The sequence below is a fragment of the Nocardia transvalensis genome (genome assembly GCF_015477765.1).
In the GTDB taxonomy this organism is placed as follows: domain Bacteria; phylum Actinomycetota; class Actinomycetes; order Mycobacteriales; family Mycobacteriaceae; genus Nocardia; species Nocardia transvalensis_A.
This window is the reverse complement of the sequence record NZ_JADLQQ010000002.1, coordinates 414,733-438,734: the sequence shown is the minus strand read 5'-3', so window position 1 is coordinate 438,734 and position 24,002 is coordinate 414,733. Positions and strand designations below refer to the sequence as shown.

At 68.4% G+C, this 24,002-nt stretch carries 23 protein-coding genes; 13 read left to right on the top strand and 10 right to left on the bottom strand.

Annotated features, from left to right (window positions below):
* The first annotated feature begins 153 nt into the window (after window positions 1-153).
* From IU452_RS06065 to IU452_RS06055, 3 genes are all read left to right on the top strand, one after another.
* Window positions 154-1,953: a BCCT family transporter gene (locus tag IU452_RS06065; RefSeq protein ID WP_195107889.1), complete on the top strand. Its 1,800-nt coding sequence runs from the start codon at window positions 154-156 to the stop codon at window positions 1,951-1,953.
* A gap of 334 nt (window positions 1,954-2,287) precedes the next feature.
* Complete coding sequence (locus IU452_RS06060; protein ID WP_195107888.1) at window positions 2,288-3,352, top strand: aldo/keto reductase; 1,065 nt, start codon at window positions 2,288-2,290, stop codon at window positions 3,350-3,352.
* A 45-nt stretch (window positions 3,353-3,397) separates the two neighbouring features.
* On the top strand, window positions 3,398-4,081 hold the full coding sequence (locus IU452_RS06055; RefSeq protein WP_195107887.1) for a nitroreductase family protein: 684 nt from the start codon (window positions 3,398-3,400) through the stop codon (window positions 4,079-4,081).
* 64 nt (window positions 4,082-4,145) lie between these two features.
* Here the strand turns inward: IU452_RS06055 and IU452_RS06050 are convergent, their stop codons facing one another.
* Both IU452_RS06050 and IU452_RS06045 read right to left on the bottom strand, forming a co-directional pair.
* Entirely contained in the window at window positions 4,146-4,598 is a 453-nt protein-coding gene (locus tag IU452_RS06050; RefSeq protein WP_195107886.1) for a hypothetical protein, read from the bottom strand.
* A 346-nt stretch (window positions 4,599-4,944) separates the two neighbouring features.
* The gene (locus IU452_RS06045) at window positions 4,945-5,850 is read right to left on the bottom strand and encodes an aminoglycoside phosphotransferase family protein (protein WP_195108284.1); all 906 of its coding nucleotides are present in this window, start codon (window positions 5,848-5,850) and stop codon (window positions 4,945-4,947) included.
* A gap of 289 nt (window positions 5,851-6,139) precedes the next feature.
* On the opposite strand from IU452_RS06045, the gene IU452_RS06040 reads away from it, so the two are divergent.
* The 6 genes from IU452_RS06040 (at window position 6,140) to IU452_RS06015 (ending at window position 12,791) form a co-directional block, all read left to right on the top strand.
* The gene (locus IU452_RS06040) at window positions 6,140-7,408 is read left to right on the top strand and encodes a serine hydrolase domain-containing protein (protein WP_195107885.1); all 1,269 of its coding nucleotides are present in this window, start codon (window positions 6,140-6,142) and stop codon (window positions 7,406-7,408) included.
* Between the two features lie 83 nt (window positions 7,409-7,491).
* A complete protein-coding gene (locus IU452_RS06035) occupies window positions 7,492-8,001 on the top strand; it encodes a pyridoxamine 5'-phosphate oxidase family protein (protein WP_195107884.1) in 510 nt (169 codons plus the stop codon).
* Window positions 8,002-8,222: 221 nt separating this feature from the next.
* Window positions 8,223-9,533 carry an extracellular solute-binding protein gene (locus tag IU452_RS06030; protein ID WP_195107883.1) on the top strand — a complete coding sequence of 437 codons (1,311 nt, stop codon included), beginning with the start codon at window positions 8,223-8,225 and terminating at the stop codon, window positions 9,531-9,533.
* A gap of 6 nt (window positions 9,534-9,539) precedes the next feature.
* Window positions 9,540-10,499, top strand: a complete 960-nt coding sequence (locus IU452_RS06025) for a carbohydrate ABC transporter permease (protein ID WP_195107882.1) — start codon at window positions 9,540-9,542, stop codon at window positions 10,497-10,499.
* Complete coding sequence (locus tag IU452_RS06020; protein ID WP_195107881.1) at window positions 10,490-11,350, top strand: carbohydrate ABC transporter permease; 861 nt, start codon at window positions 10,490-10,492, stop codon at window positions 11,348-11,350. The genes IU452_RS06025 and IU452_RS06020 overlap by 10 nt, the downstream gene beginning before the upstream one ends.
* A 1-nt stretch (window position 11,351) precedes the next feature.
* Complete coding sequence (locus IU452_RS06015) at window positions 11,352-12,791, top strand: beta-N-acetylhexosaminidase (RefSeq protein WP_195107880.1); 1,440 nt, start codon at window positions 11,352-11,354, stop codon at window positions 12,789-12,791.
* Between the two features lie 19 nt (window positions 12,792-12,810).
* On the opposite strand, the gene IU452_RS06010 is transcribed toward IU452_RS06015, so the two are convergent.
* From IU452_RS06010 to IU452_RS05990, 5 genes are all read right to left on the bottom strand, one after another.
* The gene (locus IU452_RS06010) at window positions 12,811-13,533 is read right to left on the bottom strand and encodes a TVP38/TMEM64 family protein (RefSeq protein WP_195107879.1); all 723 of its coding nucleotides are present in this window, start codon (window positions 13,531-13,533) and stop codon (window positions 12,811-12,813) included.
* A gap of 11 nt (window positions 13,534-13,544) precedes the next feature.
* Complete coding sequence (locus IU452_RS06005; RefSeq protein WP_195107878.1) at window positions 13,545-13,952, bottom strand: VOC family protein; 408 nt, start codon at window positions 13,950-13,952, stop codon at window positions 13,545-13,547.
* A gap of 21 nt (window positions 13,953-13,973) precedes the next feature.
* On the bottom strand, window positions 13,974-14,690 hold the full coding sequence (locus tag IU452_RS06000) for an ArsR family transcriptional regulator (protein ID WP_228816896.1): 717 nt from the start codon (window positions 14,688-14,690) through the stop codon (window positions 13,974-13,976).
* 240 nt (window positions 14,691-14,930) lie between these two features.
* Complete coding sequence (locus tag IU452_RS05995) at window positions 14,931-16,541, bottom strand: TROVE domain-containing protein (RefSeq protein WP_195107877.1); 1,611 nt, start codon at window positions 16,539-16,541, stop codon at window positions 14,931-14,933.
* 345 nt (window positions 16,542-16,886) lie between these two features.
* Window positions 16,887-17,843, bottom strand: a complete 957-nt coding sequence (locus tag IU452_RS05990) for a helix-turn-helix transcriptional regulator (protein WP_324192459.1) — start codon at window positions 17,841-17,843, stop codon at window positions 16,887-16,889.
* A 69-nt stretch (window positions 17,844-17,912) separates the two neighbouring features.
* On the opposite strand from IU452_RS05990, the gene IU452_RS05985 reads away from it, so the two are divergent.
* The 4 genes from IU452_RS05985 to murJ all read left to right on the top strand — a co-directional run bounded on the left by IU452_RS05985 (window position 17,913) and on the right by murJ (window position 21,285).
* Entirely contained in the window at window positions 17,913-18,491 is a 579-nt protein-coding gene (locus IU452_RS05985; RefSeq protein ID WP_195107875.1) for a DinB family protein, read from the top strand.
* On the top strand, window positions 18,488-18,949 hold the full coding sequence (locus tag IU452_RS05980) for a VOC family protein (RefSeq protein ID WP_195107874.1): 462 nt from the start codon (window positions 18,488-18,490) through the stop codon (window positions 18,947-18,949). The genes IU452_RS05985 and IU452_RS05980 overlap by 4 nt, the downstream gene beginning before the upstream one ends.
* Before the next feature lie 148 nt (window positions 18,950-19,097).
* A complete protein-coding gene (locus tag IU452_RS05975) occupies window positions 19,098-19,586 on the top strand; it encodes an FBP domain-containing protein (RefSeq protein ID WP_195107873.1) in 489 nt (162 codons plus the stop codon).
* A 28-nt stretch (window positions 19,587-19,614) separates the two neighbouring features.
* Window positions 19,615-21,285, top strand: coding sequence for a murein biosynthesis integral membrane protein MurJ (murJ, locus tag IU452_RS05970; RefSeq protein WP_195107872.1), 1,671 nt, complete (start codon window positions 19,615-19,617; stop codon window positions 21,283-21,285).
* Window positions 21,286-21,322: 37 nt separating this feature from the next.
* On the opposite strand, the gene IU452_RS05965 is transcribed toward murJ, so the two are convergent.
* The 3 genes from IU452_RS05965 to IU452_RS05955 form a co-directional block, all read right to left on the bottom strand.
* Window positions 21,323-22,537 carry a multidrug effflux MFS transporter gene (locus IU452_RS05965; protein ID WP_195107871.1) on the bottom strand — a complete coding sequence of 405 codons (1,215 nt, stop codon included), beginning with the start codon at window positions 22,535-22,537 and terminating at the stop codon, window positions 21,323-21,325.
* Window positions 22,534-23,058 (bottom strand): MarR family winged helix-turn-helix transcriptional regulator, encoded by a 525-nt coding sequence (locus IU452_RS05960; RefSeq protein WP_195107870.1) that lies wholly within the window; start codon window positions 23,056-23,058, stop codon window positions 22,534-22,536. Before IU452_RS05960 ends, IU452_RS05965 begins: the two co-directional genes overlap by 4 nt.
* Before the next feature lie 92 nt (window positions 23,059-23,150).
* Window positions 23,151-23,948 (bottom strand): APH(3'') family aminoglycoside O-phosphotransferase, encoded by a 798-nt coding sequence (locus IU452_RS05955; protein ID WP_195108282.1) that lies wholly within the window; start codon window positions 23,946-23,948, stop codon window positions 23,151-23,153.
* Between the last annotated feature and the right edge of the window lie 54 nt (window positions 23,949-24,002).

The window sequence follows — 24,002 nt, the reverse complement described above, 5'->3', positions numbered from 1 at the left end:
TGGTGGTCCGCTATTGTGCGCCGGCCGACCTCGGCTGCCTGGGCGATGGGTGATTTGCACTGCGCCGCGGGGTAATACGCTGTACGGTTCGTCGGATGTGACAGGGGACTTCTCGGAAGTGTGCTTCCGCGAGCCTGAAAGGACTCGGATCTGATGTCGACCGACACCGACCGTTACTCCGATGAACCGGGCGAGAGCGCCGAGGATTCTGCCGGGACGTCGCCGAACAGGCGTGGGCTCGATCGGCTCGTCTTCGGCGTCACAGCGATCGGCTCTTTGGCTTTCGTGGCGTGGGGCATCGTCGACCACGCCGGCCTCGGCTCTGCCTCCGCCCAGGCACAGTCGTGGGTGATCACCAATACCGGCTGGCTGTTCGTGCTGATCGCTTCGGCTTTCGTCGTGTATGTGATCTGGTTGGCGGCAAGCCGATACGGCAAGATCCCGCTCGGCGCCGATGACGAGAAGCCGGAATTCCGCACCGCGTCGTGGATCGCGATGATGTTCAGTGCCGGAATGGGGATCGGCCTGATGTTCTGGGGCGTCGCGGAACCGTTGTCGCACTACATGAGCCCGCCGCCCGGGTCCGCCGCGCCCCAGAGTTCCGAGGCCGCCGAAGTCGCCATGGCGACGACGTTGTTTCATTGGACTCTGCACCCGTGGGCGATCTATGCCGTGGTCGGCTTGGCCATCGCGTACGGCACGTTCCGCAAGGGACGTTCCCAGCTGATCTCGTCGATGTTCCGGCCGATACTCGGACGGCATTCCGAGGGCATCGGCGGACGTGCGATCGACATGATGGCGATCTTCGCCACGCTGTTCGGGTCGGCGGCGTCGCTCGGCTTGGGCGCCCTGCAGATCGGCGCGGGCATGGAGTTCAACGGGTGGGTCGACTCGATCGGCAAGGTCGGCCTCGTCGCCATTATCACCGGCCTGACCATCGCGTTCATCGTGTCGGCCGTCTCCGGAATCGACCGCGGTATCCAGTGGCTGTCGAACATCAACATGGTCCTCGCCCTGCTCGTGGCGGCTTTCGTCTTCGTCGCCGGGCCAACCCTGTTGATGCTCAACCTCCTGCCGGCCTCGCTGGGGGATTACGTCGCCATGTTGCCCGAGATGGCCTCGCGCACGGGTGCGAGAGGCGGCGACGAGATGCAGGCATGGCTGTCGAGTTGGACGGTCTTCTACTGGGCCTGGTGGATCTCGTGGACGCCGTTTGTCGGAATGTTCATCGCCCGGATCAGTCGCGGGCGCACGATCCGTCAGTTCGTCACCGGTGTCCTGCTGGTTCCGAGCATCGTCAGCCTGGTGTGGTTCGTGATCTTCGGTGGAGCCGGAATCTTCCAGCAGGGCCGGACCGGTGACCTGACCGAGGCGAACGGGTCCGTCAACTCGAACTTCGCGCTGTTCCACCTGCTCGATCACTATCCGATCGCCTCGGTGACCGCCGTCCTGGTGATGATCCTCGTCGGCATCTTCTTCGTCTCCGGTGCCGACGCCGCCTCCATCGTGATGGGGACCCTGTCGGAGCGGGGCAGTCTCGAACCGTCGAAGGCGATCGTCATCTTCTGGGGCGCGGCGACCGGCGCCGTCGCCGCCATCATGCTCGTCATCGCCGACCCGGGTGATCTCGGCGGTGCGTTGACCGGGTTGCAGGCCCTGACGACGGTGGTGTCGCTGCCTTTCGTGCTGGTGATGGGTTTACTGTGCGTGTCGCTGTACAGGGACGTGCGTTCGGACCCGATCATCCTGCGTGAAGAACGCGGCGCAGAACTCGTCCACGACGCGGTAGTGCAGGGCGAGGAGCGACACGACTGCGATTTCGAGCTCGTCACGGAGCCGGTAGGCGACTCCCCCGCGACCACCGCCGACCAGACCGTCGAACTGATCCGAGGCGAGGTCACCCCCCGACGAGAAACAACCGACAGCGATCAGATAACCGCACTCGAACCATGATTCGCGACGATGTGCACGCAACCGCTCAGCTAGCCGTGTTCCACCACGCTTTCATTCCCTGCGGCCGAGCAGCAGGGCCGCGCCCAACCACAGTGCGCCCGGGTTGAGGCGGTTCGGATTCCGAGACGGTTCGGACAACATTCACTCCGGAGTTGCTGCAGTTGGGCCTACTACTATCTTTTGGATAGTAGATCTATTTTTATCGAAGGAGGTTCTTTTTCGGCCAGGGAGGGTGGTACCGCCGTTACCAGGAAGAACCCTCCCTTACCGGCGGTCGCGCGCCGCAGCAGACTGGTGTCCGACACCGCGGAACACGAACGCAGGAGGATATACGATGCCTCTCACACTGGACACCTACCGGCTGCTGGGTCGCTCCGGGCTGCGGGTCTCGCCGCTGGCGCTGGGCGCGATGACCTTCGGCGCGGACTGGGGCTGGGGCGCCGACTCCGGCGACGCCCGCAAACTGTTCGACATCTACGTCGAGCGAGGCGGCAACCTCATAGACACCGCCAGCATGTACACCAACGGCCACTCCGAGCAGCTGCTGGGCGAATTCACCCGCGACAATCGAGAGAGCCTGGTGCTGGCCACGAAATACACCAGCGTGCGGCGGCCGGGCGACCCGAATTCCGGTGGCAACCACCGCAAGAGCATGGTCGCCTCGGTGGAATCGAGTCTGCGGCGGCTGAATACCGATTACATCGATCTGCTGTATCTGCATGCGTGGGACTTTCTGACGCCGGTCGAGGAGGTTCTGCGCGGTATGGACGATCTGGTTCGTCAAGGCAAGGTGCTGTATCTGGGTATCTCCGACACTCCGGCTTGGCAGGTCTCGCGCATGCAGTCGATCGCCGACCTGCGTGGGTGGTCACCGCTGGTGGCGTTGCAGATCGAATACAACCTGATCGAACGCACCGCCGAGCGCGATCTGATTCCGATGGCGCGGGAGATGGGGCTGGGCGTCGTGCCCTGGTCACCGCTGGCCGGCGGGGTGCTCACCGGCAAATACAGCCGCGCCGACCTGACCGCACAGGAGGAGGCAACCGCCTCGCCTGTGGGCACCCGCAAGGAACTCGCCCGCGCCGGCGGTGTGCTCTCCGAACGTGGCCTGGCGATCGCGGATGTGGTGAAAGGGGTTGCGGCAGAGCTGGGTAAGACGCCCTCGCAGGTCGCTCTCGCCTGGACGCTGCAGAATCCCGGTGTGACGGCGCCGATCATGGGTGCCCGGACTCCGGCGCAGTTGGAGGACAACCTCGGCGCTTTGGACGTCGAATTCGATGCCGCTCATCTGGCCCGCCTGGGCGAGGCCAGCGCGATCGATCTCGGCTTCCCTCATGAGTTCCTGGCTCGCAACCGCAGTGCCGACTTCCGCGGCATGACGGTCGAACCACGACGTTGAGCCCCACCGATACTCGAAACCGGGCCTTCGCCTCGGAGGTGTGTTATGGAGCTCTTCGAAGTCATGCGCACGACGGCGGCGGTACGTGAATTCACCGCCGACCCATTACCCGATGGCGTGGTGGAGCGGATTCTCGACGCCGCGCGGTTCGCGCCGACCGGCGGCAACAGGCAGGGTGTCAGAGTCGTGGTGGTTCGCGACCGGGCGACCCGGGAAAGGCTGGCCGAGCTCACGATTCCGGGCGCACAGCGTGCCATCGCGCAATTGTGCAACGGCGAGAGTCCATGGAACCCATTGCGCCCCTGCGGTGTGCCGCGCGAACAGATGCAGGAGATCCAGGTGCCACCCGAGGACGTGGCATTGTATCTTCGAGCGCCGCTGGTGTTGGTGGTGTGCCTGGACCTCAACGCCGTTGCGGCCACCGACCAGGATCTCGACCGGGTCGGCGTGATCAGCGGCGCCTCGGTGTACCCCTTCGTCTGGAATATCCTGCTGAGCGCGCGCAACGAAGGCTACGGAGGCACCATCACGACGCTGGTGGTGGCCGAGGAGCCGCGGGTCAAACAACTTCTGGGGGTGCCGGAGTCGTTCGCGATCGCCGCGGTGCTGCCGCTGGGCAAGCCGGTCCGCCAACTCACGAAATTGAAGCGCAACAGCGTCGCCGAGATCGCCACCCGTGAGCGGTTCGACGGCGAGCCCTTCACACCAGCAGACGGTGCCGAAGCGTGACGATGGCTCCCGATCCGTGAGCTGCCGCGCGGCACCGACGGACATATGTCCGGAAGGCGGCTACTTAGGGGGTGTCGGGTCCGATTCTGCGGGGCTTGGCCATGCGCCGAATGCCGACGGCCGGGGCAGCGTCACCCGCTCGTTTGCGCCATGCGCCGAGATCGATGACACTGCCGCCATGCTCGGCGCCGCCCGGCTCCTCGTCGGGAACGTGTTGCCACGCCGGACCGAGGTCGACCGGCCATGCCCCCGTCTCACACTGCAGCTCTGATCGCAGCACGGGCCTGGTCGGCGCAGGATCGAAAACCGAGCCCCCCTCCGAGCGCCACGTTTTACGGCGACGCTCACCGGCATCCTCGGTCATACGCCGCGGGCGATGCGGCAACCGGATCAGCTTCGACGCGCCGTCACCCGCCTCGGAACGACCGGTCTCGTCCGCCCGCACACCGTCCGGCGTCCTGCGCAACCGTTCCACCGCATCGAACCTGTCTCCACCGGGCCCCGGCACGTCGCTCACACCCGTATTCTGCCTCACGACAGCCACAGTCCGTTCCTGCCCTGCCCCACTGACCACCGGAGCCGGGCCCGCAATAGCGCAAAGCGGTGCTGCTCCACTGGTTTTCGAGCGCCTCACCGTGGGCATGCCAAGCCTCGATGAATCCGTTGCTGGGCTGCCGTCAATGGCGGTATGGATATTGGCTCACCCGAGCGCCACCCTGCGGGCTGGTGGGACGGGGGCCTGGATCCATGTGCGTTGGTTCGGCGTAACAGCGCGGTGAGACGGTTCGACATCGCGAAGATCGTTGGGAGCGTGCACGGACAGGTTGGGTGTCTTGGGGAAGTGCGGGCGCAGAAGGTCGTTTCTATTCTCGTTGCTGGATCTCCTCTGTGGTGATGCGGGCGAGGGTGCGTATTCCCGTCCGGCTCATGGGCGGGTTGGTGGTGGTGTAGTACCAGGCCATGCCCATTGCCTGTTGGAAGGCCCATGCTCGGCCGCGGGCCCATTCCAGGTCGTCGCATTCGAGGTGGTCGCGTAACACCCGTCGCGGGGCGGTGTCGAGCAGATGCCACGCGCTCACCAGGTCCAAGGCGGGATCGGCCGGGCCCAGTCCACCCACATCGATCACGCCGGTGAGATGCCCATCCGACACCAACACGTTGGCGGGGATCAGGTCGCCGTGGTTCATCAGGTCACGGGTCTCACCGCGCGGCAGTTCCCGCATGGCATTCCACATCCGGCGCAGCGGTGCGACGTCCAGCAGTCCCTCGCTGCGCTGAAAGCACGTCTGCATCCAGGCGTCGTGGGACCGCAGCTCGCCGCCTCGGCCATCGCCGCTGAAGGTTCGGCCATGGGTGTCGATCGCCCGGACGGCGCCGATGAACTCGGCCAGGTCATGCGCGAACGCGAGGGATCTGCCGGGGTCCTCGTCTGTGGCCACCGTCCCGGGCAGCCACGTCTGCACCGACCACGGGAGCGGGTAGCCTGCCCCCGGCTCTCCCAGTGCGATCGGCTCAGGTGTGCGGAAGCGGGTGCGGCCGGCCAGCTCTCGCGCCGCTGCCGCCTCGGCCCGCAGACTTCGCCGCACTGCCTCGACATCCCCGGCTTGCAGCGGGAATCGAGCCACGAACCGGTCCCCGATCCGAAAGATGGCGTTGACCGTCCCCGCACCGGTGACGCTTCGGATCGGCAGATCTCGCCATTCGGGGAACTGCTCATCCACCAATTCCCGCACGGTCTCCGGCGATACGGTCAGCTGTCCGGCATGCATCGTCACAGCCGCAGCGTTGCGCAATCCGATCTTCGCCCACAAGCGATTTCCTGTCGCCCGCACCGCGTCAGGACTGGAGTCGTGCCAGCCTATCTCAGCCTCCGACAGCCACCTCGCGCACATATCAGGGGGCGCGTCAGGCCGGTGTCAGGTCGGTATCAGCCCGGCCGGCGACGGTATTCGGGTGAGCAGCACTGTGATTGCGGTTTCCGGGACGCGGAATGCGTTCGGGGACAACACGAACGAGGGCTTCTCCAGAAGGTTCGGATCTCCAGAAAAGGATTGCAGCATGGTGGGCACGACGAGCGGAACAGCCGGGCAGGGACACGACTCCCGGAGCGGTGGTGGCGGTGTCGAAGACGGCTGGGGAAAGGTCGCCGACGCGTTCCGCGCGAACTTCGAGGCAAACCCCGGCGAGGTGGGCGCGGCGTGCTGCGTCTACGTGGGCGGCCGTCGTGTGGTCGACCTGTGGGACGGCCTCGCCGATCGCGAGGCGAACCGGCCGTGGGGCGATGACACCATCGTCCAGGTTGCCTCGACGACGAAAGGCGCCACCGCGATTTGCGCCCACCTGCTGGCGCAGCGCGGCGAGCTGGATTTGGACGCCCCGGTGGTCCAGTACTGGCCGGAGTTCGGCGCCCACGGCAAGGACCGAATCCCGGTGCGCTGGTTGCTGTCCCACCAGGCCGGTCTGCCGGTCGTCGACGGACCGCTGACCTTCGAGCAGGTGTGCGCCTGGGATCCGGTCATCGGTGCCCTCGAGGCGCAGAAGCCGCTGTGGGAGCCCGGCACCGAGCACGTCTACCACAGCGTGACGTTCGGGTTTCTGGTCGGGGAACTCGTGCGGCGGATCTCCGGCAAATCACTCGGCACGTTCTTCGCCGACGAGGTGGCCGCCCCTCTCGGACTGAGCGCCTGGATCGGGCTGCCCGAGGAACACGAGCGACGGGTGGCCCGGCTCGAGTACGCCGCTCCGTTCACCCTCGAGGAGCTGACCGCCGGGATGATCGAGTCCACCGGGCTCGATGCGGCTACGGTCACCGCATGGATCACCGCCGTGTGGGGTCCGGACTCGGTCCAAGCCCGCGCCGGTGAGCTCGGTGGCGCCTTGGACCACACGACCGAATACCACACGTCGCGTGCCTGGCGCGCGGCAGAGTTCCCGTCCGGGAACATGCACGCCGACGCCCGATCGCTGGCCCGGATGTATGCCGCCACGGTCAGCGATGTCGACGGCGTGCGGCTGCTGAGTCCGGCGACGGTCGAACGGGCGACGGCCGTCCAGACCGACAGGACGCGGATGCACGGGCTGCCACCGGAGCTGAACATCCCGGCCGACCGCTCCTTCTACATGTCGCTCGGGTTCTGGCGAGCCTGCCCACCGGTGCCGATGGCGGGACCCGCGTCGTTCGGCCACCCGGGTTCCGGCGGATCGATCGCCTTCGCCGACCCCGAGGCCGGTGTCGGCTTCGGCTACGTCACGAATCTGTGGAACTTCCGGCCCGACGACCCGCGGGCGTCCAACCTGGCCAAGGCCGTCCGCGCCTGCCTCGGATGAACCGGCCACCAGGGCGGCTGCGTGCGATGAGTTCCCAGGACCTCGCCGGTCTATAGATGTATCCCGAGACTTGGAGGAGCATCATGACGATCGAGACGATCAACCTGGATATTTACGGGAACGAACCGCTGCCGTGGGCACGGGCCCGACAGGCCCTCGAGAATTTCGCCGCCGGGCCCGGGGTCTCGGTTTTCCTCAGTACCTGTCGGCCCGACGGCCGCCCCCACACGGCCGGGGTCGGCGCGGTGTGGCTGGACGAGGGCGTCTATATGGTCAGTGGACCGTCCACTCGCAAGTCGCGCAATCTCGCCGCCAATCCGTCCTGCACGGTTGCCTTCGCCTTGGAGGGCCTGGATCTCGTCCTCGAGGGGACGGCCGCGATCGTGACCGACGCGGAGATCTTGGAACGCATTGCGGCCCGCTACCGCGAGCTCGGTTGGCCCGCCGAGGTTCACGGTGACGCCTTCACCGCCCCCTACAGTGCGCCGAGTGCGGGTCCGCCGCCGTGGCATCTCTACTTCATCACGCCGCACGCCGCCGTGGGTGTTGCCACTGCCGAACCCCATGGCGCCACCCGCTGGCGGCTCGCCTGAGAACTCCCCTGCGCCACCTGGTGATTCGACCCGGCAGGCGTCTCGGGTATTCACTCCATGCCGAGATGCCTTGTGCACCACAGACACTCCCGCATGCGGATGCACGATGATGCGATGCGCCTCACATCCGGCTATTGATTGCTATCGGCCGGGGTGCTAAAACTTGTGGCACAAAGCGCAACATCCGTTGCGTATTATGCAATGCAAGTTCGGGAGTTTTCATGCCGCGCAGTGGATCCCGGCTCGGCGGGGGCACGCGAGGTGCGCTCGCGGTCGCGGCCGTGCTGTTCATGCTCGTGGGATGTGCTCCGGTGCAGTCGGATCCGGCGGGGCCCGGTGGCGATGAGCGGACCGGGACCGTGCGGGTCTGGTTGTTCGACGAGGCGAATCGCGGGCCCAAAGAGGCGGTGGTGGGTGAGGCGATCGCGGAGTTCACCGCGGCGCACCCGGGCACCGAGGTGGATGTGCAGTGGATTCCGGTGGCCGGGCGGGCGGACAGATTCGCCGGGGCCTTCAACGATCCGGCCAGTGCGCCCGATGTGGCCGAGTTCGGGAATACCGATCTCGCCGGGTACGCCGTCACCGGTGCGTTCGCCGATCTCGGTGCCGACCTCGCGGCGTGGCCCGAGGGCGCCGATCTCATCCCGTCGGTGCTCGACACCGCGAAATCCGGCGGCAAGATCTACGGGCTGCCCTGGTTCACCGGCGTGCGCGCGCTCTACTACCGCACCGACATCTTCGCCGAGCTGGGTCTGCGGCCACCGGCCACTCTCGCCGAACTGGCCGACACCGCCCGCCGCATCCGCGCGGCCCGACCCGATCTGTACGGGATCTCCGTCGGCGGCAAATACACCTACGCCATGCTGCCGTTCCTGTGGGCCTACGGCGGTGAGCTGGCCGAATACGACGGAACCATGTGGAACGCCACGGTGAACTCGCCCGCGGCGACCGAGGGGATCACCCGATACACCGACCTGATCCGCGACGACATCTGCCCGCCCGCGCAATGCGCCGGACTCACCGGCACCCAGAGTGTGCAGGCCTTTGCCGGAGGGAAGGCGGCCATGACCATCGGTGGCGACTTCAACCGCAAGGCCGTCGACCAAGGTGCGGTGCAGGGCAAATACGCGGTCGTGCCGCTACCCGGCACCCAATCCGGTTCCGTCGCACCGGCTTTCGCCGGAGGCAACCTGCTCGGAGTGTTCCGCGCCAGCAACAAGCGCGGGCTCGGCCGCGATTTCATCGAATTGCTCGGCGGCGCAAAGTATCAGGAGAAGATGTACCGGGCGATGGGCAACCTGCCGACCCTGGCGGGTGTGCAGCAGAAGCTGGCCGCAGATGACCCGTTCCTCGCGCCGTTCGTCGACACCATCGGGACGGGAACCAAATTCGTTCCCATCACCCCGGCGTGGTCGAAGATCGACAGCCAGAACATCCTGCCGACCGCGGTGCAGCAGATCGCCACCGGAGCCAAGGACCCCGCAGCCGCGCTGACGGCCGCGGCCGCGGCGATGAACAAGGCATTCAGGTAGGGGCACATGGCATTACGAGAACTTCCGGTCCGCACCCAGGTACCGCCGGCACCGCCCCGGCCACGCCGACCGCGCCGCGACACGCTCGCCGCCTGGTGTTACCTGGCCCCGGCCGGGATTCTGCTGGCCGCCGTCCTGGCGTATCCGATCTACCAGATCGTGCTGATCTCATTCTTCGACTACGGCCAGGCACAGGCCGCGGGCACGGCTCCGCTGCAATTCGTCGGGTTCGGCAACTATCGAGAACTGCTGTCGGACAGCCAGTTCTGGCGGGTGCTCGCCAACACGTTCGGCTTCGGCGCGGCCTGTGTGGCCGGTTCGCTGGCGGTCGGCACCGCACTGGCCGTGCTGGCGACCCGGGTCCGCGCGGTGCCGCGGATGCTGTTGTTCCTCGCGGCGCTCGGCGCGTGGGCGACCCCCGCGGTGGCGGGTTCCTATGTGTGGCTGTTTCTGTTCGACACCGATTTCGGGGTGGTCAACGAGGCGCTGTCGGGTCTCGGATTCACCTCGATGCAGGGCCATTCGTGGACCTTCGGCACCCTCAGCGCCTTCGGGCTGGTGGCGGGCGAGGTGATCTGGTGCTCGTTCCCGTTCGTGATGGTGACGATGTACGCGGGCATCCGGGCCATCCCGCGGGAGGTGCTCGAGGCCGCCGCATTGGACGGCGCCTCGACCGTGCGCACGGCCGGCTCGGTGATCCTGCCGATGCTGCGGCCGCTGCTGCTGATCGCGACGGTCCAGTCGATCATCTGGGATTTCAAGGTGTTCACCCAGATCTATGTCATGACCAACGGGGGTGGTGTGGCCGGAAACAATCTGGTGCTCAACGTCTACGCCTACCAGAAGGCTTTCGCCGGACAGGAATACGGCCTGGGCTCGGCGATCGGGGTCCTCATGACGTTGCTGTTGTTGTCGATCACCGGGCTCTACGTCCGGTCGCAGCGCCGGAGCACACCATGGGCATGACACTCGCGCGCCGCAGGACGGTGCGGCTGGCCACCGATGCGGCCGCGATCGCGATCGCGGGGCTGGTCGCCTTCCCGCTGTACTGGATGGTGCTCTCGGCGGTCAAACCCGCGGGTGAGATCCAGTCCGCGGATCCGAAACCGTGGACGCTGTCGCCCAGTTGGGACAGCTTCGGCCGGGTGTTGTCGATGAACGGGTTCGGCCGGTTTTTCCTCAACAGCTTGCTGGTTGCGGTTGTGGTGGTGGCGTTTTCGCTGCTGCTGTCGTTTCTGTCGGCGGTGGCGCTGTCGCGGTTCCGGTTTCGCGGGCGCACGGTGCTGCTGGTGATGATCCTGGTGGCGCAGATGATCCCCGTCGAGGCGTTGACGATTCCGCTGTTTTTCTTGATGCGCGAGATCGGCGGCACCGTCCCGGTGTTCGGGCTCAACGAATTGGGTTCGATCATGCTGGTGGATCTGGCGTTCAGCCTGCCGCTGGCGATCTGGCTGCTGCGCGGGTTCGTGGCCGCGGTGCCGGTCGAACTCGAGGAGGCCGCCCGCATGGACGGGGCGAGTCGGCTGCGGTTCACCTGGCAGATCCTGTTCCCGCTCGTGCTGCCGGGGCTGGTGTCGGTGAGCGTGCTCGCGTTCATCCACGCCTGGAACGACTTCCTGTTCGCCAAGACGTTCATCATCTCCCACACCGAGAATCAGACGCTGCCGCAGGCGATTCTGGTGTATTTCAAACCGGAGGACACCGACTGGGGTGCGGTCATGGCGTCGTCGACCTTGATGACGATTCCGGCGCTGGTGCTGTTCGTGCTGGTGCAGCGGAAGCTGGTGTCCGGGTTGGACGGGGCGATGAAGGGCTGACATGCCGGGTTTCGACACATTGCTGCCCCGGCCGGTCGCTGCGACGGCGCGCCCCGGTGTGTGCCCCTGGCCCGTCCACCCGCAGGTGCGGGTGGACCCGGACCTGCCGCCCGAGGGATACCGGTTGGAGATCCGTCCGAGCGGTGTCACACTGTCCGTCGCCGACGAGGCCGGTCGCGCCCACGGCTACCAGACATTGCGACAACTGGCCGGGCCCACTGCTTTTCGGGCCGCGAGCGTCGACCGCCGTCCGCCCACCGTGCCGTGCGGGGTGGTCGAGGACTATCCGCGCTACCGCTGGCGGGGATGTCTGCTCGATACGGCACGCAATTTCCGCACCAAGGCCGAGGTGCTGCGGTTCGTGGATCTGCTGGCGGTGCACAAGCTCAATGTGCTGCACCTGCATCTGACCGACGATCAGGGCTGGCGCATCGAGGTGCCGGAATTCCCGCGGCTGACCGAGATCGGTTCGTGGCGAAGGGCGTCGATGGTCGGCCGCCACGACGGTCCCGAACGCGACGGACGCCCGCACGGCGGTTTCTACACCACCGACGATCTGCGCGAGATCGTCGCCTATGCGGGTGAGCGGTCGATCACGGTGGTGCCCGAGATCGATGTGCCGGGCCATGTGCGCGCCGCGATCGCCGCCTATCCCGAATTGGGACCGGTTTCCGAGGAGCCGTGGGAGGTGTGGACGTCGTGGGGTGTGAGCACCGCGCTGGTGAATCCGACCGCCTATGCAATGGAGTTTTTCCGCCGGGTCTTCGACCATGTGCTGAGCGTGTTCCCGTCGCCGGTCATCGGGATCGGTGGTGACGAGGTTCCCGGTGTGACCGCCGCCCACGGCCGGTTCGTGGCAGAGCTGGCCGCCTATCTCACCACCCGCGGTCGCCGCGCCCTGGGCTGGGACGAGGTGCTCGATATCGGCGCGCTGCCGGCGATGGTCATCGGCGCCTGGCGCGACGAGGCCGCCGCCGCACGCGCCGTCGCCGCCGGCCACGAGGTCGTGCTGTGCCCGGAATCCCATGTGTATCTGGATCATCGGCAGTCCGATCACCCCGACGAGCCGATTCCGGTGGGTTACCTGCGCACCCTCGAGGACGTCTACCGCTACGAGCCCGCCTGCGACGGCCCGCGGGTCCTCGGCATCCAGGCCCAGGTGTGGAGCGAGCACCTGGATTCAGTGCGACGGGTCGACTACGCCACATTCCCCCGGCTGTGCGCGATCGCCGAGATCGCCTGGAGCCCCGCGCCGCACGATTTCGGCGAATTCCTCCCCCGCCTGCGCGATCACCATCTCCCCCGTCTCGACGCCCTCGGTGTCGAGTACCGCCCGCTCGACGGCCCCCGCCCCTGGCAAACCCGCCCGGACGTCCCGCCCACCGCCCACCGTCCGCGCGCGGCCTCCTTCGAAGCCGCGAACGGTCACCGGCAGGGGTGATCGACCGCGGCCACGGCGGTCACGGCTGGGTGCGCGAGGCGAGCGGAGCGTCCGCGGCCGGTTTGTCGAGGCGCCAGCGGGTATCGATCAGCAGACCGAGCGCTCCCACTGCGATACAGGCTGCGGTGACGGTGACCAGTGCGGGGTCGGTTCGGCCGGTGAGCGCGTCGCCGAGTGTAACGAAAGCGATCGTGGTGGGCAGCATGCCGATGGCCGTGGCGATCAGGTAGGGGGCGAGGCGGATCGAGGAGAGGGCGGCGCAGTAGTTGATCAGCGCGAACGGGACCGGGCCGATCAGCCGCAGCGATCCGATGGCGAGCCAGCCGCGGCGGGCCAGGCGGCGATCGACTGCCGAGGCCGCCGGGTGGGTCAGCCGCGCGGCGATGGCGTCGCGGCCGATCGCACGCACGAGCAGGAACGCCAGTGCCGCGCTGACCGTGGTGGCGCCGATCGCGACCGCGATGCCGGTGACGGGCCCGAACAGCAGTCCGGCGCCGAGGGTGAACGGAACCCGCGGCAGCGCGATGGTCGCCAGCGCGTGGGTCGCGAAGAACATCAGCGGCAACCACGGACCGGCCGCCTGCGCCCAGTCACGAATCTGTGTGGGGTCCGGGTGCGGGGCGAACAACGCGATCACCACGAAGGCCGCGAGCAGCGCCGGCGCGGCGATGAGCCTCGGATCCCGCAGACGCGCAATCCGGCGGCCGATCACGCCCGCACCGGCGGGGCGAGAAGTCGGCATGACGGGTGCCTTCAGCGCGTCACAGGACGGGGTGCGGGTTGGAACAATTCGACGACGTTGCCCGAGGGATCGTGCAGCAGGACCTGTTGTCCCCCAGGGCCGCTGACGATGTCGTTGCGGAAGCCGACACCGGCATCGCGCAACCGCGCCACCTCGGCGGCGATGTCGTCGACGATGAGCTGGATGCGATTCCAGCCGCCGGGTACCGGGGTGGCGCCGTCGGGCATCGGTCGTGCCGCGGAACTGGCGGGCCCGGCCAGCAGCAGTTGCAGCGGGCCACGGACGACCGCGGCGAAGGCGGGCGCGGCATCGAAGTCGACGGTGAATCCGAGATGGGTGGTGTAGAAGTCGACCGCCGCGCGCACATCGTCGATGAGGTAGCGGACGCGGGCGAGTTCGGTGGGTGCGGTCGTCGTCATGGCGGATCTTTCTGAGTGTTGTTATGGAGGCAGGAATCCGAGACGGGTATCGATTTCCTTGGCGACACGCCGGAATTCCGGATAGGTCGCACGATCGGTGTCCGCGGCGGCGGACGGATTGGGCAGGCTCCAGTGCGTGCGGACGGCCGAGCCGTGGTCGCGGGGGACCTCGCGGATCTTGTCGCACAACGTGATCACGTAATCGAAGCGCTGCCCTGCAATGGCATCGAGCGACCGCGGTTGCCGGGGCTCGAGGTCGATGCCGTAGTCCTCACGCAGCACCCGCACCGTATTCGGATGCATCCGCGGCGCGGGGTGGCTGCCCGCGCTCGCGACGCGGACGTCGTCGATGCGGCGGCGCAGCATCGCCTCGGCCATCGGGGAACGCGCGCTGTTGCCGGTGCACAGAAACAGCACCGAGCTGCCTTTCGGCCACCGGCGGCCGGTCGGCGCCAGCGCGGGATGCAGGGCGGCGGCGGCCTCACCGAATGCGGTTGCGCACCGGGCCAAGTCGAGGCGGTAGTAGGTGTCGCGGCCGTCGAAGCTGCTGCGCCGCGCCGCGACCAGACCGGCGGTGCGTAACAGCCGCAGATGGTAGGACACCAGGTTCTGCGGCTCGTCGACGGCGTCGACCAGCTCCCGCACTCGGCGATCGCCGGCGGCGAGTTCGGTCATCAGCGCCCAGCGCAGCGGGTGGCCCGCCATGCGCATCAGCAGCGGAACCGGCACTCGATCCATCCTCACCCTCCCCACAATACATCAAACCGATTTGATGCATTCTGAATTCTTCGGTGCCGCACGGCAGTTGCGGAGTGCGATGCGACGCACTCAGCCTCGGTGCGTGCGGCCGATCGTGTCCGACGAGGTATTGAGCAGCGAGTGGGAACCCGCGCGCCCACCAGCACCGCGACGTGTCGACGTTCGCGGGGATGACACCGGGCGCGATCGCCCGCCGCTGATCGGCGGCGGGCGAAGTCGTCAGAGACCGCGGGCGAAGTCGGCCAGCAGGGCCGGTACCGCGGAGTCGAAGCCCGCGACGTCGAGCATCCCGGCGTCGGCCGGGTCGGCGATGGTGAAGTCGGTGGCGGTCATGGCGACCACGCTCAGCTTCGCCTCCGGGTTGATCTCGCGGCGGTACTGCTGCAGCGCCTGATGCGGGTGCACCGAGCCCGCCCACGTCTCGTTGTCGGTGTAGACGGCGAAGACGTCGACGTCCAGCTTGCGCTGCAGCGCGTACAGCATCGGCAGGGCGCAGTCGGTGCCGCCGAAGGGCAGGTTGCTCACCGCACCGATGGCATCCGCGAGGCGCTGGCGCGGGCCGATCGACAGCGGGGTCAGCGCGGCGGCCGGGTGCCGGTGGCAGCCGCCGCCGCCCGAGGTGAATCCGACGATCTCGCACGAGGATTCGGTCGAGGCGGTGACCAACGCCAGGGCGGCACTGGCCTCCCGCGCCGTCAACGGCAGCCCCGAAATGGGCACGGTCATCGACCCGGACACATCCAGCGCCAGCAGATACCGCTTGCCGGTCGGCTCGACCGCCCCGAACGCCGCGTAGAACGCCGCGTCGAGGGCGTCGACGATCGGGCGCGACGGCTCCCACGCGCTGTCCCCGCGGGCCGCCCGCCCGGCCGCATAGGTGCGCAGCGCGACGAGCAGGTTCACCGGGTGCACGCGCGCGGTGCGCAGCCGGTCGGCGTCGGCCAGCTGTGCGGCGACGGCCGCGGTGCGCGCGGCCAGCGGCGACAGCAACCCCAGCCGGGTCAGGCGCGGCAACTGTCGCAGCAGCGCCGTCTGGGGAATACCGTTGTCCAGCAACGCCTCCCACGTCGCGGCCTGGTCGAGCGCGGCGTCGGGCAGCATTTCCCACGACAGCCGGTACTCGCGCACCAGCTGCGGGATCTCACCGGCCGCGGCGGCCTGGGCACGCTGGAAGCCCTCCACCAGGCGCAGGCCGTCCAGCGAGCCGCCGCGACCACATACCCAGTCGTACAGGCGACGGCGGGTGTCGTCGGCGGTGTAGCCCGGGGTGTGCGACAGCCGCAGCAGGTCGCGGTGCGACCAGCCCTCGCGCTGGCGGTACTTGACCAGCTGGTAGGACAGGTCCTCGATCGACTTGTCGGTGTACCACCGGCCGACCGCGCGCCGCAGGCCACGACCCCAGCCACGGAACTGCTCGATGTAGCGGGCGAACAGAAACAGCTGCGTGCCCGTGCGCGCGACGAGGGGCAGCGCGTCCAACGCGCTGCGGCGCCCGTCCTGGTCACCGACGGACGCGGCGGCGGCGAGTGCGAACAGTGCCGGGTTCTGCCGCGGCGCCCGGCCCGCGGTGGAGATCGCGACCACCTCGTCGACGAGTTCGGCGGTGTGGTTGCGCGCGAAATCCAGGACGACCTGAGCGTTGTCCTTCGTAAGATCGCGCGCCCCAACGTAATACGTTCCGCCGTCGGTGCCGAGCACGAGGAATCGGCGCAGGCGCTGCTGCGGCGTCACCTCGAAGGTGAAGCCGCCGGCGGTGTTGCGGACCTGCCGCGGATCGGCCTGCGCCGACTGCGCGGTCGCGCGAAGATTGATTCCCGCCAGTGCGTCCATATCGTCATCCCCTGCCCGAAACATTCGACGAGAACGGACGGGCGTGGCGTGCCGACCGGATTCCGGCGCGACGCATCGCACCGGACCCCCGCGAGGTGGAACCCCGAAGGACCGGTAACCGATCGGCTCCGGCCCGTCCTTTCCCGTCGGCAACCGGGGGTGGGCGGTCGTGTCGCTTCGACCGAATCAAAGTGCTCTGCCGATTGAGCTACGGAAGCGTGCTCCCGGCGGGACTCGAACCCGCAACCCCTCCATCCGAAGTGGTAACCGACCGAATCCGGCCCGCCCACACCACCGTTTGCCTGACCCGATCGACTGTAACGGGCCTATGCACCTGTGCGCCAATCAATTTCGACTCCCGCGGCAGCTATCGAGCAGCTTCTCCGCCAAGGCGTGGCAGCGTGCCGCCAGTTCCGGCGGGTCGAGTACCTCGAACCGGTGCCCCAGCAGGAGCACGTGCACGATCACCGCATCGAGATTGTCGGCGCCGCTGAGTATTTCGCACTGTTCGCTGCCCCGCGCTCGTACGACGGCCGCCGACGCCGGGACCTGCGTGCGCACCGTATCGGCCGCCGCGTGCACGAGGAAGCGGGCCTGATACGGGTAGACCCGGCTCGCCACGCCCTCCTGCACATAGCTCGCCGCATCGGGTGCCGGGCGCGGGCGGAAGCGCCAGGTCCGCGCGAACACCTCGGTCATCCGGTCCACGCGGAAGCTGCGCCAGTCGTCGCGATCGAGGTCGTAGGCGAGCAGATACCAGCGCCGTTCGGAAGCGACCAGGCGATAGGGCTCGACCCGCCGCCGTCGCCGCCGGTCTGCGGACGGGTAGTCGAAGCCGGCCTCGACCTCGTCGCGGCAGGCGCGCGCCAGCGTCATGAGCGCCTCCGGATCGACCGGTTCGCGGCTCCCGGCGAAGGACTCCACCGAGCCCGACAGCGCGCGCACCTCGTGCCGCAACCGGGTGGGCAGCACCCGGTCCAGCTTGGCCAATGCGCGCAGTGCGGCGTCACCGGCGACCGCGCCACCGGCACCGACGAGCAGCGAGACCGCGGTGGCGATCGCCTCCTCGTCGTCGAGCAGCAGCGGCGGCAGATCCGGTCCCGGGCCGAGCTGGTAGCCGCCGCCGACACCCTGGGAGGCGTGCACCTGGTAGCCGAGCGTGCGCAGCCGCTCGACATCGCGGCGGACCGTGCGTGGCGTGACCCCGAGCCGGTCGGCGAGTTCGGGGCCGGTCCACACCCGGCGCTGCTGTAACAGTCCGAGCAGGGTGAGCACCCGCTCGGTCGTATCCCGCTCGTCCACGTCCGCATCACCGTCCCCGCCCGACAATAGCGGACCGGTACTGTCCGCTAAGGATGTCAGTCTGATCGCATGGATGCGGACGAATTCGACTGGAACAACACGCTGCGCCAGCAGTGGGAGTTCCATTGGAAGAATCAGCTCGGGGCCCGGCTCGAGGGCCTCACCGACGACGAGTACTTCTGGTCGCCGGTGCCCGACGCGTGGAGCGTGCGGCCACGCGGCAGTTCGACGGCGCCGGTGCAGGCCGGTGCCGGGGAGTTCACGATCGATTACGCGTTCCCCGTGCCGGATCCCGCGCCGTTCACCACGATCGCCTGGCGCCTGGGTCATGTCATCGTCGGCGTGCTCGCCGCGCGCAGCGCGGCACACTTCGGCACACCGGCGGCATCGTACGAGAGCTGGGACTACGCCGGAACCGCGGACGCTGCCCTCGATCAGCTCGAGACCCAGCTCGATGTCTGGCTGGCCGGGGTGCGCGGCCTGGGCGAGGCGGGGTTGCGGGTGCCGGTCGGGGACAAGGAGCCCTATCCCGAGTTGGCGATGGCCGATCTGGTGCTACACATCCACCGGGAGCTGATCCACCACCTGTCGGAGGTCTGCCTGTTGCGAGACCTCTACCTGCACACCACGAACGGAGTAACCCCATGAGCCGCCACGTCCAGATCACCTTCGACGCGCACGACCCGCGGGCGCTGTCGACCTTCTGGCGCGAGGCCCTCGGCTACGTCCACCCCGGCCCGCCCGGGGTGGACCTGCCCGAGGGCGCCGACCCGCTCGCCGCATGGGACGAATTCCTCGCGCGGATCGGGGTGCCCGAGCACGAGCGCACTACGCGATCGGCCATCGAGGATCCGGACGGGCGCGGCCCGCGGCTGTTCTTCCAGCAGGTACCGGAGGACAAGGTCGCCAAGAACCGCGTCCACCTCGACGTCCGTGCGGCGCCCGGGCTGCAGGGCGAGCAACGAATGGCGGCGCTGGAGGCCGAGTGCGCCCGCCTCGTCGCCCTGGGAGCGACACGCGTGCACCGAGAAGAGCCCGCTCCCCCGCTGGGCGCCGGACACATCGTGATGACCGATCCCGAGGGCAACGAGTTCTGCCTCGACTGACCGGCGCTCCGATAAACGGGTTGATCCTATTGCTATTAGGTTTTACCTTAACAGCGGTAGGAAAGGAGGCGGCGGGTCGCCCCGCGTCGGGCTGTCGACGGGCGAGTCGTCTCTGCCGCACGTTCACGGAAGGAACGACAACCCAGCCATGAAGCCCGTTACCGAGCGTGAGATCAGGTCATCGTTCGTCAACTGCTCCAAAGGAGACGCCAAACGACTACACCTCCCGCAGAACCTGGGCGACCAGCCCTGGGACTATCTGGATTTCCTGGGCTGGGCCGACCCATCACTGCCGGGACGCTGCTATCTCGTTGTCCCCCGGCATGATCGGCTCGTCGGAGTGGCCCTGCGCTATCAGAACGGCGGGACCGGCCGCGCGCAGATGTGCACCATCTGCCTGACCACCCACACCGGTCACGGCGTATCGCTCATGACCGCTCACAAGGCCGGCGAATCGGGCCGTCTGGGCAACTCGATCGGCACCTACATGTGCACCGATCTGGCCTGTTCACTCTACGCGCGCAACAAGAAACGGCCCGCCCTCGGAGCCCGCTACCGCGAGGACCTCACCAGCGAACAGAAGGCCGACAGAGTACTCACCAACATCAACGCCTTTCTCGCCCGGCTCGGCGGATGACCGTGCCGGGCGGGGCCAGAATGGGTCCATGATCGATTACGGCAGTCTTCCGACGCAGCCGCTTCCGGTCCTGTCGGATCGGCCCCGGCCGACGAGCAGGCTCGCGGACGATCCGCCCGCACCCGAAAGCAGCCTCGCGCGGGCCGGCGGGCACGTCGCGATCGCCAGCATGGTGAGCCGTGCGACCGGGTTCGCGCGCACGATCGTCATCGCCGCGGTGCTCGGCACCGCCGCGGTCGGCGATGCCTATACCGGTGCGAACGCGCTGCCGACCATGGTCTACGAACTGGTACTGGGCAGCGTGTTCGCCAGTGTCGCAGTGCCGTTGCTGACGCGGGCCCGCCGGTACGGGCGCACCCGCTCGCGCGAGTTCACCCAGCGGGTGCTGGTGGCGGCGGTGCTCGGCCTGGGTGCGGTCACCGCGGCCGCCGTGCTGTGTGCGCCACTGATCGCGCGGCTTTTCGTCGCCGGCCCGGACCAGCGGCAGCTGACCACCGTGTTCGCGTATCTGCTGCTGCCGCAGATCTTCTTCTACGGGGTGGCGGTCGTGGCGACGGCCGTGCTCAATGTCCGCGACAGTTTCGCCGCGGCGGCGTGGGCTCCGGTGGTCAACAACGTGATCGTGTTGCTGACGTGCGCCGTTTTCGTGCTGGTGCCCGGCCCTGTCACGCTCACGCCCGCCTCGATGACGCCCGCGCAGATCCTCACCCTCGCGGTGGGCACCACCGCGGGCATCGTCGGGCAGGCGACGTGGGTGTTGCTGGCGTTGCGCCGCACCGGTTTCCGGTGGAGTTGGCGGGCGCGTCCGGTCCCCTACACGTGGCGCCCGGTGCGTGCCGGACTGCCCGTGCTCGGCTGGATACTCGGCTACGCCGCGATCAGCCAGGTCGGTGTGGCGGTGACGATGCGGGTGGCATTCGATCACGGCGGTGTGCTCATCGCCAACTGCGCGGATCTATTGTTCCAGGTCCCCTACGGGATCTTGGCGGTGTCGATGCTGACGGTGCTGATGCCACGGATCTCCCGCTCGGCCGCGCTCGGCGACCGGGCCGCCGTGATCGCCGATCTCGGGCGCGGCGCCCGCTATCTCACGGTGGCGTTGATTCCGGTGAGTATGGCGATGGCGCTGCTCGGGCCGGTCCTGGCGGCGGTCGTGTTCACCGGGCGCGTGGACGCGGAGGCGGCGCATCTGATCGGCGCGGCCGTCGCGGCGTCGGCCTTCGGGCTGGCACCGTTCGGGCTGGTGATGTTGCAGCTGCGGGTGTTCTACGCCCACAACGACACCCGCACACCGACGCTGATCAACCTGGCCATGGTCGCGACGAAGGTGACCGTCGTCGCGGTCTCGGCCGGGCTGCTTCCCGACCATGCGGTCGTGGTGATGCTCAGCGTGGCGAGTTCGGCCTGCTATGTGGTCGGGGCGATAGCGGGCCATCTGCTGCTGCGCCGCCGTCACGGGCTGCTCGGATTCTCCGCGGTCGCCGTGACATTCACCCGCGCGGTGTGGGCCAGCGCTGTCGCCGGCTGGTCGTGCGTGGCGGTCATGACACTGACCTACCACGCGCTGGCCGGATCGGCGATCGCGCAGATGCTCACGCTCGCGGCCGGGACAGCGGTCGGCGCCGTCGTTTTCGTCCTCGCCGCCAAGGCGATCGGCATCCCCGAAGTCGGCCGGGCCCGAGCGCTCCTCCCGTGCTGAGCGGAGGCCACCGATCTCGGCACGCGGTCCCGTGCCCTCAGCCGGTGCGCCGACTCGTCACCACAGCGGCAACGGTGGCCAGGGCGAGGCAGCAGGTCATGATGGCCGCCATGGGGGCGGGGCTGTGGGTTCCGAACAGGCCGACCAAGGGTGACGCTGTTGCGCCGAACAGGAATTGGCCGCCGCCGAGCAGTGCGGAGGTGGCGCCGGGCGCGGCGCGGCCGCGTTGCTGGGCAATGGTGACCACGGCGGGGAAGAACAGGCCGAAGGCGGTGATCGACAGCAGCAGGCACAACCAGGTGACGGGCATGGGGCTGCCGAAGGTGACCGAGACGAGCAGCAGCACGGCCGGACCCGTCAGCGCCAGCGCCGACGAAGCGACGAGAAGCGTTGGCGCCGACCACTGTTTCGCCAGGCGCCCGTAGACGAGGCTGCCCGACATATTGCCGATGGCGTTGACGCCGTAGACGAGGCTCGCGGCCGCGGGGGTGAGGTGGTGGATGTCCTGGAAGACGAAGGTGGTGCCCGCGATGTAGGCGAAAACCGCTGCGCCGCCGAACGACAGCGCCAGCGCGGGGCTCAGCACCTCGGGCCGGGTCGCCAGCCGGGCGATGGCGTACAGTCCGGCGGTGACGCCTCCGGCCGGACGTGCCTGTGCGGGATGGGATTCCGGGATCCAGCGCCACACCCCCAGCACCAGCAACAGCCCGAGGGCGGCGAGCACGGCGAAGACCGCACGCCACGAGAACACCAGCAGCAGCGCGCCACCCGCCATCGGCGCGAGGATCGGGGCGGCGGCGGTGATCGCGCCGAGGCGGGAATACATTGCGGCGAGGTCGTGGTCGTCGAACAGGTCGGTGACCACGGCGCGGGCCACGACGATTCCCGCCGCGCCGCTGACGCCCTGCCCCACGCGGGCGGCATCGAGGACCTCGACCGTGGGCGCCAGCGCGCACACCGCGGACAGCGCGGCGAACGCGACGGTGCCCGCCAACAGGACCGGACGCCGACCGGCCACGTCGCTGAGCGGGCCCAGAACCAGTTGGCCGACAATGATTCCCGCCAGGAAGCCGGTCAGTGACAGTTGCGCACCGGCGGCGTCGGTGCCCAGTGAGGTGGCCATATCCGGCAGTCCCGGCACATACATGTCGGTGGCCAGCGGCGCCGCGCCGCTGAGCCCGGCGAGGATCACCAGCAGCCGAATCCGTGTGCCTACCGGTATTGGTGTGGTGAGGGTGGGCTGCCCCGTCATAGCGCGGGAGCCGCGCCGTCGGTGCGGGGCGGCGCCGGTGGGGGTCTGTGCGTTCCGGCGGCGGTGGTATCGGCGTGGGCCAGTTCGCGCAGCAGTCCGGCGGCGATGCCGAGCACGCCGCGTTCGGCGTCGGTGAGTGTGTGGCGCAGCGCGGCGGCCAGCCAGGTATTGCCGTCGTGCACGTGCCGGCGCAACGCTTCTCGGCCCGGCTCGGTGATGGTGATGTCTTGGCGGCGGGCGTCGGTGTCGCTGCGGGAGCGGCGGATGCGGCCGTGCTCGTCGAGTTCGTTGAGCACGCGGGTGAGCGACTGCACCTGCAATCCCTCGATGGCGGCCAGTTCCGAGGCCGTCAGCGGGCCGCTGTGTGCGAGGTTCGCCAGCACCGAGGCGGCCAGGCGGGTGAGTGTGCGGCCGCTGCCGGGTTGTTCGGCGCGCAGTCGCGACGACAGCCGCGACACTCCCCACCGCAGCGATTCGGCCAACAGCAGATCGTCTGTCGTGTATGCGTCCCCATCATCCATGACTCCAAGCTAAAGCTTGGCATATTACCCGTCAACGCCACGTTCATGCCTGACTGATATTAAGGCGATGTTCAGTATTCGAGATTCGGTGTCTACCCCCAGGTCAGTGGGTCGAGGTCCAGGTAGAACCGGCGCCGCTCGTCGTCGAGGTCGATGCCGTAGATCCGCGCGAAGAGGTCGTCGGCCGCGCGGGCACGCTCGTCGTCGGACCAGGTTTCGCGGGCGTTGGCCAGCAGTAGCGCGATGTCGGCGTACGGGTCTGCGGTGCCGAGCCGTCCGAGGTCGATGAATCCTGCGACGGTTGCGGTGTCGGGGTCGAGGATGATGTTGGGCAGGCACGGATCACCGTGGCAGACAACGGTTTCGGTGGCCTCCTGGGCGAGTCTGGCCGGTAGTTGCGGGAGGAGGCGGGCCAGCAGGGTGTCCGGCGGGGTGTTGCGGTATTCGTCGGGCAGGAAGTCCGGGTTGACCGCGCCGCGGGCGACGACGTCGCGGGCGAGGGCGATCATGCCGGTCAGGTGGCGGGTGAACGGGCAGGTGTCGGCGGGCAGGTCGTGCACTCGGCGCAGGGCGTCGGCGACCGCGGGCCAGGCCCGTTCGAGCACGTCCGCGGGTACCGTATCGGCGGGCACTCCGCTCACGGCGCTGGTGATCAGGCGGGCACCGGCATCGTTCACCGACCAGTCCAGCACCTGCGGGACCGCGATGCCGTGCGCGCCCACCCACGCGAGCCTGTCGCGTTCCTGCTCGAGCTCGGTGATCCGCTCGACCGCAACGAGTTTCGCGTAGCGCGACCCGTCCTCGGCGAGCAGGACCAGGGCGCCGGACTCGCCGGTGGTCACGGGCTTCCAGGTGCCGTCGGCGAAGGCGGTGAGCAGAGCAGCGTGCATACCGGACACGAGCCGACGCTACTCGGTCGCCCGGCCCTCCTCGTTCACTCCCGG